Raw genomic sequence first — 14,806 nt, 5'->3', positions numbered from 1 at the left:
TTGATTGCTTGGTCTGTCATCGCCGGCCATTCCACTTCCTTTGTCCGGGGAAGGCCTACATCGCCTTTCCCAACAGAAATGGCAACTGCCGCGGGCCTCTCACCGTGCCCTGCGACCAGGTCACGATGCCTGCCGGATCAAGGCGGAAATCCGGGATTCGCTTCAGCCATTCCTCCAGCGCAACCTGCATCTCCATGCGCGCAAGGTTGGAACCGACGCAGCGATGGATGCCGAGGCCGAAGGCGGCGTGGCGGTTCTCCCGGCGGTCGATCACGACTTTGTCAGCGTCGGGAAACATCTTTGGATCGCGGTTGGCGGCCGGGAAGGACAGCAGCACCATGTTGCCCGACTTGACCGGGCAGCCCGAGATCGTGGTTTCCTTGACCACCTCGCGGGCCATGGTCACCGGCGAATAGGCGCGCAGCAGCTCCTCGACGGCGGTCGGGATCAGGCCGGGTTCGGCGATCAGCCGCTCGCGGTCGGCGGGCGTCCTCGCGAGATGCCAGAGCGAAGAGCCGATCGCGCTCCAGGTGGTGTCGATGCCGGCGATCAGGAGCAGGCGCAGCGAGCCCAGCACATGGGAATCCTCGAGCGGGTTGCCCTCCTTGTCCTTGGCGTTCATCAGATAGGAGATCAGGTCGTCGGTCGGCCTCGATCTGCGCTCCTCGATATGTGTCCTGAAATAGTCGCTCATCTCGTGCACAGCCTGGAGCAGCATATTTTCGTCCTTGATGCCGAGCTCCAGGATCATGTGGATCCAGTTGATGAAGAGATCGCTGTCGCTCTCGGGGATGCCGAGCATGTGCGCGATGGCCTGGACCGGGATGTATTTGCTGTAGCGCGCAGCCGCGTCGACCTTGCCGTCGGCGATGAAGCCGTCGATCAGCTCGTTGCAGATCGCGCGCATCCGCGGTTCCAGCTTTTTCATCGCATCCGGCGTGAACGGTGGCAGCAGCAGCTGCTTGGCCGGCTTGTGCACGGGCGGGTCCGAGGTGATCGGAGGGGCCGCGTTCCTGGCAATCTCCGGCCGCACGTCGCGGACGATGATGCGTCGCGAGGAGAAATGCTCGGTGTCGTTGGCAATCTCGCGCACGGCCTCGTAGGTCGTCGGCATGTAGCAGCCGAGGAAACGCTCTGTGTGCACGACCGGGCTTGCGGCGCGCAGCTCATCCCAGATCGGAAACGGATCGTCCGTCCATTGCGGATCGGTGTGGTCGAAATCGTTGACCCAGTCGGTGACGGGCGGATGGGCGACGGGCTGGCTGACGTCGGACATGTCGGGGGAATCCTCGGGCTGGTGGTCGCTGGAATCACGCGCACGCGGGCACACAGGACGCCCGCGCTACTCCTCGATCACATCGATTGCGATTTCCGGGCAGTTGGATTTGGCAAGCCACGCCTTGTCCTCGAGCCCCGGCGGGACAGTGCCATCGCCGGCTTCATGCGCGTTGCCGTATTCGTCGAGCTCGAACAGCTCGGGCGCCAGCGCTTTGCAGCGGGCGTGGCCCTGGCATTTGTCGGGATCGACGTGCACCTTCAGTCGCTCTGCCATGGCGGCTTCCCTGGTCGTTTGCGTGCGCGCGAAAGGCGGCCCGCGTTCCTCATGTCAATTCTATCGGCGGCATTTGCCGCTCGCTTTAAGTTATATGCTATTACATTCGCGGCAGGCTTCCCCTGTCAAGCGCAAACTTATAGGCTTCGCCGTAACATGCGTTCACAACTCGCTCGCAAGCCCGAGAAGACCTACCACCATGGCGATCTCCGTGACGCCCTGATCAAGGCCGCGTTGCGCGAGGCGGAGCAGGGCGGGGCGGAAGCGATTAGCATCAAGGCGCTGGCGAAACAGCTCGGCGTCTCGCAGCCGGCGCCGTATCGGCATTTCGCCGACCGTGATGCGCTGCTAACGGCGGTGACGGCGGAGGCGTTCCGGCAGCTCAGCGCAACCTTTCGGGCGGCGATGGCGAAACCGTCAAAGCAGTCGAAGCTGTCGTTGCTGGCGCAGGCGATGCTGGACTTCGGATTGCGCCGCAACGGCATCTATCGCCTGATGTTTGCGTCCCGCACCGTGTCTTGCGCCGCCAAGGGCAGCGAGCTGCATGAGGCCACGCGCGAGACGTTTGCGCTTGTCATCGAGGCCCTGGAAGTGCCTGCCGTTGGCTTTTTACGCGAGCGGCAGGCTCTCAAGATCTGGGCAGCGCTGCATGGCGTGGTGATGCTGGCCGAGCAGGGGCTTTTCACCGGCGAGGCGGCGCATACCACGCGTGAGGAGCTGGTCGAGGATTTTGTCAATGAGACGAAGGCCGCGCTGACGACCGCGATCAAGGACGCGCGGCGTCGGAAAAAGGCTGGCGCCTAGGCCTTCACTTTCAGCAGCTTCATCAGCTTGTCGACTGCACTATCTGGCGTGGTGACGACTGGACGGCCGGTGGCTTCCGCGACCAGCGGCGCCGTTGCCGCGATGCTGAATTGCGCCAGCGCGATGACGTCGCAATCGCGCAAGTCGCGCGAGGCTTCCGCGATCAGCCGGTCATGCGTGGCGCGGTCGCCGCGGTCGAGCGCGGCCAGCGCGCCTTCGGCGAGTTTCGGCACGACCTGGACCGAGGCGGGGAATTCCGGCGGCATCGAGATCAGCGTTGGCGGGAAGGTCGAGAGCAGGCCGATCCGCTTGCCCATCGTCACCGCGCGCTCGATCATGGCCTCGTTCGGCTTCAGCACCGGCATCGGCGCATGCGCGCGCGCCACCGCCTCGATACAGGGGCCGAAGGCCGAGCAAGTGAAGAGGATCGCGTTCGCCCCTGTTCCCACAGCGTAGTCGCCGAGCGCGAGGAAGCGCTCGGTCATGGCGTCGGTGAGCTCACCATCGCGCGCCAGATCCGCCGACAGGCTGTCGTCGAGCAGGTTCATCAGCCGCGCCTGCGGCCACGCCTGCACGAATGCCGCTTCGATCGGGGCGATGGAATGCTTGAGGGCGTGGATGAGGGCGATGCGAGGAGGTGTTGTCATTGAACGTGACTACCTGGTAGGTCTCGTGCCCCGGACGCAGCGCAGCACGAAGTGATGCGCTGCTGAGCCGGGGCCCATTCTTTTAGGGCGTCAGAAGCCGTGGTTTCCTGGGTCCCGGCTCTGCGCAGCAGCATTGCATGCTGCAGCGCGTCCGGGACACGGGAGAGGTTTACTTGAACGGCACGGCGTACATCAAGCCGCCCTTGCTCCAGAGGCCGTTGAGGCCGCGATCGAGCTTGAGCGGGCTCGCCTTGCCGACGTTGCGCTCGTAGATCTCGCCGTAATTGCCGGTGGCCTTGATCACGGTCACCAGCCATTTGTTGTCGAGCCCGAGCCGCGAGCCGAGATCGCTGGAAGCGCCCAGCAGGCGCTGGATCGCGGGCGTCTGCGACTTCGTCATCTCGTCGACATTGGCCTGCGTGACGCCGAGCTCCTCGGCTTCGATCAGGCCGTAGTGCAGCCAGGTGATGATGTCGCTCCAGACCTCGTCGCCGTTGCGGGTGAAGGGCCCGAGCGGCTCCTTGCTGATGGTCTGCGGCAGCACGACGTAGTCGGCCGGATTCGGTGCCGCGGTCGTGACGGCGCCCGCCAGCGCGGAAGCGTCCTGGGTCATGGCATCGCAGCGGCCGCCGAAGAAGGTCTGGTACATGGTGTCGACGCGGTCGAACACCAGCGGCTTCCAGTCGATGCCGTTGGCGCGGCCGTAATCTCCGAGCGTGACCTCGTGGGTGGTGCCTTGCGCGACGCAGACGGTGGCGCCCTTGAGGTGCTTCAGCTCCTTCACGCCGAGATCTTTCTTCACCACAAAACCCTGACCGTCGTAGAAGTTGATCGGGCCCTGGCGCAGGCCGAGCGTCACGCCGCGCAGGTAAGTCTGCGTCGAGTTGCGGTAGAGCACATCGATCTCGCCCGATTGCAGGGCGGTGAAGCGGTTCTGCGCCGTCAGCGAGACGTAACGCACCTTGTTGGGATCGCCGAGCACGCCGGCCGCGAGTGCGCGGCAATAGTCGACGTCGAGGCCCTTGTAGTTGCCTTGCGAGTCCGGTGCCGAGAAACCGGCAAAGCCGGCGCTGACGCCGCACACCAGCGTGCCGCGGCTCTTCACCGTGTCGAGCGTCGCCGCCGACGCGACAATTGTCGATGCCGCGAGCACGCCCGCTGCGATAACTACTTTCCTCATACTACTCTCCCCTCAGTGATTGACACTACGCAACACGTTGTCGACGGCTGTGCCGAGCTTGTCGACGATCAGGTCGATCTCGTCAGCCGACGCGATATAGGGCGGCGCCAGCAGCACGTGGTCGCCGCGCACGCCGTCCACGGTGCCGCCACCGGGATAGCAACCGAGCCCGTTCGCGAAGGCTTCGGCCTTGATCTTCTGGTGCAGCTTGAGCGCGGGATCGAACGAGGCGCGGCTCGCGCGATCGGCGACCAGCTCGATCGCCCAGAACAGCCCGCGGCCCCTGATGTCGCCGACATGGCGGTGATTGCCGAAGCGCTCGGTCAGGCGCTGCTCGAGCTGCCGGCCGCGTTCCTTGACCTGGTCGAGCAGGCCGTCCTCGCGGATCACGTCCTGCACCGCGAGCGCCGCCGCACAGGCGAGGGGATGCGCGAGGTAAGTATGGCCGTGCTGGAATGCGCCCGAGCCTGCGCGGATGGTGTCGATGATCCTGCCGCTCGCGAGCATCGCGCCGATCGGCTGGTAGCCGCCGCCGAGCCCCTTTGCGATCGCCTGGATGTCAGGGGCAATGCCTTCCTGCTCCCAGGCGTGGGTCGTGCCGGTGCGGCCCATGCCGCACATGACCTCGTCGAGGATCAGCAGCGCGCCATGCCGGTCGCAGATCTCGCGCATCGCCTTGAAGTAACCGTCCGGTGCCGTCACGGCGCCGGCGGTGGCGCCGACGACGGGCTCGGCGAGGAACGCCGCCACGGTATCGGGCCGCAGTCGCTGGAATTCGGCTTCGAGCTCGGCCGCGAGCCGGGCCACGAACTGCGCATCGGACTCGCCCTCGCGCTTCTCGTGGTAGGCAAAGGCCGGCGTCACATGGCTGAAGGCGGCGGAGAGCAGCGGCGCATAGGGCGCGCGGCGCCACGCGTTGCCGCCGGCGGCGAGCGCGCCGAGCGTGTTGCCGTGATAGCTCTGCCGCCGCGCGATGAAATGCTGCCGCTGCGGCTCGCCGCGCTCGATGAAATATTGCCGCGCCAGCTTGATGCTGGCCTCGATCGCCTCCGATCCGCCGCTGACGAAATAGGCGTAGGCGAGGCCCCCCGGCTCGTGCCCGACCAGCCTCTCGGCCAGCGCCTCGGCTGGCTCAGAGGAGAAGAAGGCGGTGTGGGCATAGGCCAGCGTCGCGGCCTGTTTGGTCATCGCCGCGATCACGCGCGGATGCTGGTGGCCGAGGCAGGAGACCGCCGCTCCGCCGGAGGCGTCGATGATGCGGCGTCCGTCCTCGGCAAACAGATAGACGCCTTCGCCGCCGATCGCCTTGGGCGGTGTCTCACGCAACGAACGGTGCAGCACGCGGCTGGTGCGGGTGCTCATGGATCAACCTTTCTCCGAGACGTAGGTGGAGGCAGCAGTGAGTCGTGCCTCGGTATTTTCCAGGCGCTTCTTCGCAGCGACGCCGCCGAGCGAGAACGTGACCGCCGCGAGCGACTGCGCGATCGCAATCGCGCCGGTGAGACTTGGGAAAAAGCCGGGCGATGACGCCGCTTCGAACAGCAGCACGTGGTCGGCGCCCTCGGCCATCGGCGCCGAGAGGCTGTCCGCGATCGCGATCAGCGTTGCGCCGCTGCGATGAGCGGCCTGCGCGACGCGGACGCTCGCATGCGTGTAAGGCAGGAAGCCGACGACGATGACGGCTTCGCCGGGACGGAACGCGCCGAGATCGAGATCGTCAGGACCAGATGCGCCGACGAGTTGCACCTGCTCGGGGCGGAAGAGTCGCAGCTCGTAGTTCAATAGCTCTGCCACGCTGCGGCAGCTGCGATAGCCTGCGATCCAGATCCGCTTGGCGTCGTGCAGCGCGCGCGCCGCTTCCGCAATGGGATGTGCCGGAATGCGCGGAAGGCCGGCGGCCTCGGCTTCGAGCTTGTCGATGACGAGCGCGACGTCGGCGTTGGGACCATGACGCCGGCTCTTCGCCCTGCCGGAGAAGGGCGAGGTCTGTGAGGGACGCCTGGCTTCGGTCAGCGCCGCGCGCAGCTCGTCCCAGCCGGAATAGCCAATCGCCTTGGCGAGCCGGGTGAAAGCAGCGGGGTCGGCGCCGGCCTCCGCCGCGAGGTCGCGCATCGAACGGGTGGTGGCGTCGTAATCATTGGCGGCGACGAAGCGGCCGACCTCCTGCAGGCGCAGGGGGAGCGATGGCAATGCGATGCGCAGTTCGCTCAGGGGCGAGGATTTCGCGGGCTCGGCCATGAAACATTTGTTGCATGAAATGGAGTTTGGTGCAACAGTTGACGTGCGCCGCCGGAAATCGTTGCATTTGAGAAGGATTTTTGTGCTGTGACCGCCGATCATCCCAGACCGCCGCCGCGCCGCCGCTTCCTTGCGCTCGGGCGCAACGAATTGAAGGGCCTGTTCTGGCAGGTCCTGGTGGTCGGGATCGCCGTCGGTGTTGTCGCCTTCCTCTGGTCCAACACCGTCACCAATCTGTCGGCCCGCCGCATCACCACTGGCTTCGCCTTCCTCGGCCGTGAGGCCGGGATGCCTATTGCCGACAGCCTGCTCGCCTACAATCCGAGGGACACCTACCTCTGGGCCTTCGTCGTCGGCATCGCCAACACGTTGCGGGTCGCGGTGATCGGCATCGTGCTCGCGACCATCCTCGGCACGCTGGTCGGCATCTCCAGGCTGTCGGCCAACTGGCTGTTGTCGCGGCTTGCCGCCGTCTATGTTGAAACGCTCCGCGACATCCCACTGCTGCTCCAGCTGCTGTTCTGGTACGTGCTGATGCAGGCGCTGCCGGCCGCGCGCGCGGCGTGGCGGCCGGTCGAGGGCGTATTCCTCTCCAATCGCGGCCTGATCCTGCCGGCGATCCCGTTCGGGCCGCCACAGCTCTGGGTGCTCGGCACGGCGGTGCTGGGTCTGGCCGTGTTCTATGTCATCCGGCGATGGCTGATCGCCCAACAGATGCGCGACGGCAGGCCGCGGCCGGCCTGGCCGTTCGCGCTCGGCCTCGTCGTCGCGGTGCCGGCGGCCGTCTCGCTGGTGCTCGGTGTCTCCTGGACGATCGAATGGCCAGAGCTGCGCGGCTTCAATTTCGTCGGCGGGCTGACGCTCGCGCCGGAATATTTCGCACTGCTGATCGCGCTCGTGACCTACACCTCGGCCTTCATCGCCGAGATCGTGCGCAGCGGCATCCAGTCGGTGCCGCGCGGCCAGTGGGACGCCGCCAATGCGCTCGGCCTGCGCCGGAGCTTCATGCTGCGGCAGATCATCCTGCCGCAGGCGCTCCGCGTCATCGTGCCGCCGATGACGAGCCAGTATCTCAACCTGACCAAGAACTCCTCGCTCGCGGTCGCGATCGGCTACCAGGACGTGGTCTCGGTTGCCAACACCACGCTGAACCAGACCGGGCAGGCGATCGAGGCCATCGCGCTGATCATGGCGGTGTTCCTGACCATCAGCCTTTCCATCAGCTTCTTCATGAACTGGTACAATGCGCGCATCGCGCTGGTGGAGCGCTGAGCATGACCGCGATCACCGACATCCCCGATGCACCCCGCGCCGCCCGCCGACCGCAGATCGGCAATCCGGTGCTGCGCTGGCTGCGCACCAATCTGTTCTCCTCGATCCCGAATGGGATTCTCACGGTCGTGCTGCTGGCGCTGCTCGCCAAGGGCATCTTCAGCTTCGTGCAATGGGGCATCGCCAATGCTGTCTGGCTGACGCCGGCGAACGATTCCAGCGCCTGCCGTGCGGTGCGCGGTCTCGGCGCCTGCTGGGCGATCATCCCCGAAAAGTACCGCTTCATCCTGTTCGGCACCTATCCGTTCGACGAGCAGTGGCGGCCGGCGCTGGCAGTGCTGCTGTTCATCGCGCTGTATTATCTCTCGACCCGTCGCGCGCTCTGGCGGCGCGAACTCGTCTATCTCTGGATCGGTGCACTGGCGCTGATCAGCGTCTTGATGTGGGGCGGCGTGTTCGGCCTGTCCTTCGTCTCGCAGGACCGCTGGGGTGGACTGCCGGTGACGCTGATCCTGGCGACGTTTGGATTGGCGTTCGGTTTCCCGCTCGGCATCCTCGTGGCGCTCGGCCGGCGCTCGAAGCTGCCGGCGATCCGCTCGCTCAGCGTGCTCTACGTCGAGCTGATCCGCGGCGTGCCGCTGGTGAGCCTGCTGTTCATGGCAAGCGTGATGTTTCCGCTGTTCATGCCCGCCGGCTTCAACATCGACAAGCTGCTGCGCGCGCAGATCGCGATCATCCTGTTCGCCGGCGCCTACCTCGCCGAAGTGATCCGCGGCGGTCTCCAGGCCGTGCCGCGCGGGCAATATGAAGCCGCCGACGCGCTGGGGCTGTCCTACTGGCGCAAGCATCGGCTGATCGTGCTGCCGCAGGCGATCCGCCACGTCATCCCGCCGCTGGTCAACACCTTCATCGCCTTCTTCAAGGACACCAGTCTCGTCCTGATCATCGGCATCTTCGACCTGCTCACCACGGCCAAGACCGCGATCATCGATCCGGCCTGGCAGCAGTTCTCGGTCGAGGTCTACATCTTCGTTGCCGCGATCTATTTCGTCTTTTGCTTCGCAATGTCGCGCTACAGCCGCAGCCTGGAGACGACAACGCCGAAGTGACGGTGCCTCGTTTGGTGCCGCTTGTTTGCGCTTGCACCGATTGCCGATCTGGAGCTGTATTACCAGAGGTTGCTCCTGCGGTCGATTTGGCGAGGCTGTCATGCGCGTGGCCGTTTTGCGGCAATTCACCGCCGCCCTGATCTGCGTCCTGATCTTCACAACCACGCTCGGCGTGTCGTCGCGTGCCGCGGAGGGGTTACGGGGCTACCGCGCGCCGATCGGTGAGAGTTCGATTTCGGGAATTTCGTCGGGCGCGTTCATGGCCGTTCAGTTCGGCACGGCGTGGTCGTCGGTGATCAAGGGCGTCGGCGTGGTCGCAGGCGGCCCTTACTGGTGTGCGAAGGCGGACGCGCTCGATGCTGTCACCTGGTACTGGGGGCCGATCTGGCGGGCCACGGGTGCATGCATGAAAGGGCCGGCGTCGGATCTGGATCCGAAGGATTTTACGGCCAAGGCCGACGCGAAGGCGGCAGCGGGCGAGATCGACCCGCTCAGCAATGTCGGCAGGCAGAAGATCTATCTCTTTCACGGCTACAATGACGCGGTCGTCGACAAGGCCGCGACCGATGCGGCCGCCGATTTCTATCGCCATTATCTGGGGGATGCCAATCGCGGCAACTTGTTCTATCAGGCCACGCTCGGCGCGGGCCACTCGTTCGTCGTGACGAAACAGGGCGCAGCCGGGCTCAACGACTGCAAGGCCAACACGGAGCCCTATATCGACCAATGCGGCTATGACCAGGCCGGCGTCATCCTGCAGCATATTTACGGCCGCCTGAATCCGCCCAGTCCCGCGCAGCGCGCAGGCTCGGTGAAGAGCTTTGATCAATCGATCTATACCACGCCGCATCTGCCCGACGCGCTGAGCATGGGCGATACCGGCTATGTGTTCGTACCTCAGGATTGCGAGCAGGGCAGTCCGTGTCGCGTTCACGTCGCGCTCCACGGATGCAAGCAGGACGTCGCCGATATCGGACGCAAATTCGTGGATGAGGCCGGCTACAATGCGTGGGCGGATACGAACCACCTGATCATTCTCTATCCGCAGACCAAGACCAGCTCATACTGGCCGAGCAATCCGCAGGCCTGTTGGGATTGGTGGAGCTACGTCGATCATCAGGATAGCTACGTGACGAAGTCCGGATCGCAAATCAAGGCGATCAAGGCCATGCTGGATGCGCTCGCGGCCGGGGCCGCAGCGCCCGCCGGCGCGACCGCGCCATCGCTATCGGCACCGCAGTCGCTCACGGTGATCGATACGTCGGATCGCGGCGCTGACCTGGCCTGGTCTCCAGTGGATGGCGTAACAACCTACCGGGTTTCGCGTGCGGGGCCAGATGGCGCGTTCCAGGCGATCGGCGACGTGACAGGAGCGAGCTTTGGGGATTCCGGCCTGACGCCGCAAACAACATATCGCTGGCGTGTCTCGGTCATTCTGAACGGAGCGGCGGGCCCCAGCTCCGACGATGCGACCGGCACCACGCGATCGACGCCTCCTCGCTGCGATACCCCCGGCTCCTGCCCGATCGCCAAATAGCGAACCGAGTAACCGTCCCGCGTGCCGCGCGATGACCGGCAGGGTGCGACGGGAGGTCGTGCCGCGCTCGCCCGCGATTTATCAATACGGCTCATAACTCCATGCGAAATTGAGCCGGTTATCCAGGGGAACCGCTCGCGGTAAGGCTCGCCTCTTGTCAGACGGTGTGTCTGGCATTCCCTGCGCGGCCGGCGGGTCGCGGGGCGGCAATCCGAGGAGCGGCTTTCCATGGACGTCATCATCAACGGCAAGACTCATCAGGTTCAGACGGAGGACGATACGCCTCTGCTATGGGTGATCCGCGACGAGCTCGGGATGACTGGCACCAAATATGGCTGCGGCATCGCCCAATGCGGCGCCTGCACCGTGCTGATCGACGGCCAGGCAACGCGATCCTGCATCACGCCGGTCGGCAGTGTCGCCGGCCAGGCCATCACCACCATCGAGGCCGTCACGGACGACGCCGTCGGCCGCCGCGTCGTGGAAGCCTGGGTGGCGAACCAGGTGCCGCAATGCGGCTATTGCCAGTCCGGTCAGGTCATGGCCGCGACCGCGCTGCTGAAGCAGAACCCGAAGCCCAGCGAGCAGGACATCGCGGCGGCCATGGTCAATCTCTGCCGCTGCGGCACCTATAACGCCATCGCTGCGGCGGTGCGCCAGGTTGCCCAGGGCTGATGGAGCGCACGATCATGAACAGCATGAGCCATGAATTCGCTCCGGTCGGCGAGCTGCCGGAAGAGAAGCCCGTCAACCTGTCGCGCCGCGGCTTCCTTGGTGCTTCGCTCGGTGCGCTGGTGCTCGGCGTCGCATTGCCCGGCGCTGGCGCAAAGGCGCAGAATGCAGCGGCGGCGGCAAAGTCGGCACCGCGCGTCTCCGCCTTCCTCGAAATCCGCACAGACAGCACCGTGTTGTTGCGTAGCCCCTTCGTCGAGGGCGGGCAGGGCGTCGCCACCGCGATGGCGCAGATCGTCGGCGAAGAGCTGGACATGGACCCGGCACGCTTCACGGTGGAATGCGCGCCGCCCGGCGCCGATTATCAGGTCGTTGGCGGCCGCCGCTTCACCGGCGGCAGCTTCTCGGTGCGATCGAGCTACGAGACCATGCGCCGCGTCGGCGCATCGGCGCGGCAGATGCTGCTCCAGGCCGCGGCCTCCCGCCTGAAGGTGCCTGTGGCCAGTCTCACGACCGAGCCCGGCCGCGTGCGCCACGCCGCATCGGGCCGCACGCTCGATTATGGTGCGCTCGCCGCGGACGCCGCTGCCTTGCCGGTGCCCGAGAATGTCACACTGCGTGCGGACAAGGATTTCCGCTGGATCGGCAAGCCGATGGCGCGTCTCGATGCGCGCGACAAGTCCACCGGCAAGGCTGCTTATGCCATCGACATGCAGGTCGACGGCATGCTGCGCGCCGCCGTTCAACACGCGCCGCGCCTCGATCTGGAGCCGGGCTCCTTCGCCAATGAGGCGGAGGTGAAGGCGATGCCCGGCGTGCATTCGATCCATCGCCTGCCTGGCGCCGTCGCTGTTGTCGCCGACCGCTGGTGGCACGCGCGCCGCGCGGTGGAAGCGCTGCAGGTGACGTGGACCGATGCGGCGCCGGGGACGCGCCGCGCGATGCCGTCGGACTTTTCGTCGGAAGGCCGCAGGGCGCAGCTTTCGGCCGCACCGGGGCCGGGCATTGCCGCGGAGACGGTTGGTGATGCCGCCGCCACGCTGAAAGGCGCTGCGAAGGTCGTCACCGCGACCTATGACGCGCCCTATCTCGCGCACGGTCAGCTCGAGCCGCCTTCGGCACTGGCGCGCTGGAACGAGGATGGCTCGCTGGATCTCTGGGTGCCCAACCAGGCTCCTGAAATGTTCCAGGTGCTTGCCGCCAAGGCTGCCGGTATTCCGCCGGAGAAAGTCAAAATTCATTCGCCGATGCTGGGCGGCTTCTTCGGCCGCCACTTCATCTACGAGACCGCCAATCCGTTCCCGCAGGCGATCCTGCTGTCGAAGGCGGTCGGGCGGCCGGTCAAGTTGATCTGGAGCCGCGAGGAAGAGTTTTTGCGCGATGCGCTGCGGCCGATGGGTTTTGTGCGTTTCCGCGCCGGCCTCGACGCGAAGGGATTGCCGGTGGCGCTGGATGCCGAGGCGGTTGGCGAAGGACCACGTGATCGCTGGTTCGGTCGCAAGCCGGATGCCGCCGATGGTTCGGCGGTCGAGGGCATCTCCGGAAAACCCTATGCTATCCCCAATCGCCGTGTTGCGCATGTCCTCGTCGACGACCCCGCGATCATCGGCTTCTGGCGTTCGGTCGGCCACTCCATGAACGACTTCTTCTACGAGACGTTCTTCGACGAGGTTGCCGACGCAGGCCAGCAGGATCCGTACGATCTGCGGCTGCGCCTGCTCGCGGACAAGCCGCGCCACAAGACGCTGCTGCAGGCGGTCGGCGATCTCTCCGGAGGCTGGAAGCGCGGTCCCTTCACCGCGCCCGACGGCAGCAAGCGTGCACGCGGCGTCGCGATGGCTTCACCGTTCGGCAGTGAGGTCGCGACGATCGCGGAAGTGTCGCTTAGGGGAGGCGCGGTCACCGTGCACGACGTCTGGGTGGCGATCGACCCGGGCCGCATCGTCAATCCCGGCATCATCGAGGCGCAGGTCAATTCGGCCGTTGCGCTCGGCCTGTCCTCGGCGCTGCTGGAGGAGGTCGTCTACGCCAAGGGCGTGCCGCAAGCGCGCAATTTCGACGGCTATCCGATCCTGCCGCCGGACCGCATGCCGCGTGTCCACGTCCGCATCGTCGAAAGTGGCGCGCCGATGGGCGGCATCGGTGAGCCGGGGCTGCCCGGCGTGCCGCCGGCCGTGGCCAATGCGGTTGCCGCATTGACCGGTCAGCGTGTGCGCAGCCTGCCGCTGTCGAAGATGAAGTTCGGGGCGACCTGAGGCGCGGGGCTTACCGCGCCGCTCGCGTCACCTCTTCACCTTCGGGTCGATCGGCGTCGTCTCGCGCAGGCCGAGAATGTCTTCCAGCACCTTCGCGCCGGCAATCACCTGCGCATCGGCGCGCGGGGCGCCGACGACCTGCACGCCGACCGGCAGGCCCGATGCCGTGAACCCGCACGGCAGCGACAGCGACGGGCAGCAGGCCAGCGTGATGGCGTAGACGATGCCGAGCCATTCGATGTAGTTCTCGAACCTCTTGCCGTCGCATTCGGCGACGTAGCGGTTCTCGATCGGGAAGGGTGGCACGATCGTCGTCGGCACCAGAAGCAGGTCGTAGCTCTTGAAGAACTCGACCGCGCGGGCGGTCATGCCGACGCGCTGCGCCTCGGCGCGCGCGAGCTGCTCGACGGTCAGCTTGAGGCCTTCCTCGATATTCCAGATCACCTCGGGCTTAAGCAGGTCGCGCTTGGTACGCAACAGATTGGCCTTGGTGATCGCGAAATCGAAGGCGCGCAGCACGTGGAAGCATTCATGCGCCTCGCGCCAGTCCGGATGCGCCTCCTCGACGATGGCGCCGGCTTCCGCGAAACGTTCGGCGGCCTTGCGTGTGATCGCCTTCACTTCGGGATCAACCGGGGTGATGCCGAGATCGGGCGAGTAGGCGATGCGTTTCGGCTTCTTGCCCGCCTGGGCCGCCGACAGGAACGAGGTCGCGGGCGCCGGCAGCGACAGCGGATCATCCCCATAGTCGCCGCTCATGGCATCCAGCAGCAGCGCGAGATCCTCGACGTTGCGCGCCATCGGGCCGACGACGCCGAGATTGCGGTCGATGCCCGATTTAGGGGTATGTGCGACGCGGCCGATGCTCGGCCGCATGCCGACGACGCCGCAGAAAGCCGCTGGGCTGCGCAAAGATCCGCCCATGTCGGAGCCCTGCGCGAGCCAGGCCATACCGGTCGCAAGCGCCACGGCCGCGCCGCCGGACGAGCCCGCTGCCGATTTCGTCGTATCCCACGGATTGAGCGTCGCGCCGAACACTTCGTTGAAGGTGTTGGCGCCGGCGCCGAATTCCGGCGTGTTGGATTTGGCGTAGACCACCGCGCCGTTGGCCTCGAGGTTCTCGACCATGAGGTCGGACTTCGCGGGAATGTTGTCCTTGAAGATCGGCGAGCCCTGCGTGTTCAGCACGCCCGCGACGTCGGTCAGGTCCTTGATCGGCACCGGCAGGCCCGCGAGCAGTCCGCGCGCACCGGCCGGCTTCTGCATCATCGCCTTCGCATTGGTCCGTGCGCGATCGAAGCACAGTATCGGCAGCGCATTCACCTTGCCGTCGACGTCGCCGATGCGCTTCTCCAGCACATCCAGCAGCTCGAGCGGTGAGACGTCGCCGGAGCGCAGCTTGTCGACGACGGTGCAGGCGGTTTCGCGGATCAGGTCTTGAGACAACTATCTTACTCCTACCTCTTGATTGTCATTCCGGGGGGCCCGAAGGGCGAACCTGGAATCTCGAGATTCTCAGGTGCGCAATTGCGCACCATTG

At 65.9% G+C, this 14,806-nt stretch carries 13 protein-coding genes; 6 read left to right on the top strand and 7 right to left on the bottom strand.

Features of this window, described 5'->3' with window-relative positions; genetic code table 11:
- Positions 1 to 55 precede the first annotated feature (55 nt).
- Positions 56 to 1,276, bottom strand: coding sequence for a cytochrome P450 (locus JQ635_RS34015; protein WP_211414139.1), 1,221 nt, complete (start codon positions 1,274 to 1,276; stop codon positions 56 to 58).
- 66 nt (positions 1,277 to 1,342) lie between these two features.
- Positions 1,343 to 1,552, bottom strand: coding sequence for a ferredoxin (locus tag JQ635_RS34010; protein WP_018648108.1), 210 nt, complete (start codon positions 1,550 to 1,552; stop codon positions 1,343 to 1,345).
- Positions 1,553 to 1,708: 156 nt separating this feature from the next.
- On the opposite strand from JQ635_RS34010, the gene JQ635_RS34005 reads away from it, so the two are divergent.
- Positions 1,709 to 2,356, top strand: a complete 648-nt coding sequence (locus JQ635_RS34005; RefSeq protein ID WP_211414203.1) for a TetR/AcrR family transcriptional regulator — start codon at positions 1,709 to 1,711, stop codon at positions 2,354 to 2,356.
- Here the strand turns inward: JQ635_RS34005 and JQ635_RS34000 are convergent.
- From JQ635_RS34000 to JQ635_RS33985, 4 genes are all read right to left on the bottom strand, one after another.
- Positions 2,353 to 3,003: an aspartate/glutamate racemase family protein gene (locus JQ635_RS34000; RefSeq protein ID WP_211414138.1), complete on the bottom strand. Its 651-nt coding sequence runs from the start codon at positions 3,001 to 3,003 to the stop codon at positions 2,353 to 2,355. The genes JQ635_RS34005 and JQ635_RS34000 overlap by 4 nt on opposite strands.
- A gap of 169 nt (positions 3,004 to 3,172) precedes the next feature.
- A complete protein-coding gene (locus JQ635_RS33995) occupies positions 3,173 to 4,183 on the bottom strand; it encodes an amino acid ABC transporter substrate-binding protein (protein WP_211414137.1) in 1,011 nt (336 codons plus the stop codon).
- Positions 4,184 to 4,195: 12 nt separating this feature from the next.
- Positions 4,196 to 5,545 (bottom strand): aspartate aminotransferase family protein, encoded by a 1,350-nt coding sequence (locus JQ635_RS33990; protein WP_211414136.1) that lies wholly within the window; start codon positions 5,543 to 5,545, stop codon positions 4,196 to 4,198.
- Positions 5,546 to 5,548: 3 nt separating this feature from the next.
- A complete protein-coding gene (locus tag JQ635_RS33985) occupies positions 5,549 to 6,421 on the bottom strand; it encodes a MurR/RpiR family transcriptional regulator (RefSeq protein ID WP_211414135.1) in 873 nt (290 codons plus the stop codon).
- 87 nt (positions 6,422 to 6,508) lie between these two features.
- Between JQ635_RS33985 and JQ635_RS33980 the strand changes: the two genes are divergently transcribed.
- The 5 genes from JQ635_RS33980 to JQ635_RS33960 all read left to right on the top strand — a co-directional run bounded on the left by JQ635_RS33980 (position 6,509) and on the right by JQ635_RS33960 (position 13,266).
- Positions 6,509 to 7,693 (top strand): amino acid ABC transporter permease, encoded by a 1,185-nt coding sequence (locus JQ635_RS33980; RefSeq protein WP_211414134.1) that lies wholly within the window; start codon positions 6,509 to 6,511, stop codon positions 7,691 to 7,693.
- Between the two features lie 2 nt (positions 7,694 to 7,695).
- On the top strand, positions 7,696 to 8,802 hold the full coding sequence (locus JQ635_RS33975) for an amino acid ABC transporter permease (protein ID WP_211414133.1): 1,107 nt from the start codon (positions 7,696 to 7,698) through the stop codon (positions 8,800 to 8,802).
- Positions 8,803 to 8,842: 40 nt separating this feature from the next.
- The gene (locus JQ635_RS33970) at positions 8,843 to 10,339 is read left to right on the top strand and encodes an extracellular catalytic domain type 2 short-chain-length polyhydroxyalkanoate depolymerase (RefSeq protein ID WP_211414132.1); all 1,497 of its coding nucleotides are present in this window, start codon (positions 8,843 to 8,845) and stop codon (positions 10,337 to 10,339) included.
- 228 nt (positions 10,340 to 10,567) lie between these two features.
- Positions 10,568 to 11,014, top strand: coding sequence for a (2Fe-2S)-binding protein (locus JQ635_RS33965; protein WP_211414131.1), 447 nt, complete (start codon positions 10,568 to 10,570; stop codon positions 11,012 to 11,014).
- Between the two features lie 14 nt (positions 11,015 to 11,028).
- The gene (locus tag JQ635_RS33960) at positions 11,029 to 13,266 is read left to right on the top strand and encodes a xanthine dehydrogenase family protein molybdopterin-binding subunit (protein WP_211414130.1); all 2,238 of its coding nucleotides are present in this window, start codon (positions 11,029 to 11,031) and stop codon (positions 13,264 to 13,266) included.
- A 27-nt stretch (positions 13,267 to 13,293) separates the two neighbouring features.
- Here the strand turns inward: JQ635_RS33960 and JQ635_RS33955 are convergent, their stop codons facing one another.
- A complete protein-coding gene (locus tag JQ635_RS33955) occupies positions 13,294 to 14,712 on the bottom strand; it encodes an amidase (RefSeq protein WP_211414129.1) in 1,419 nt (472 codons plus the stop codon).
- Positions 14,713 to 14,806: the final 94 nt, after the last annotated feature.

Source organism: Bradyrhizobium iriomotense (assembly GCF_018130765.1).
In the GTDB taxonomy this organism is placed as follows: Bacteria; Pseudomonadota; Alphaproteobacteria; order Rhizobiales; family Xanthobacteraceae; genus Bradyrhizobium; species Bradyrhizobium iriomotense_A.
This window is presented reverse-complemented; position numbering and strand designations above follow the sequence as displayed.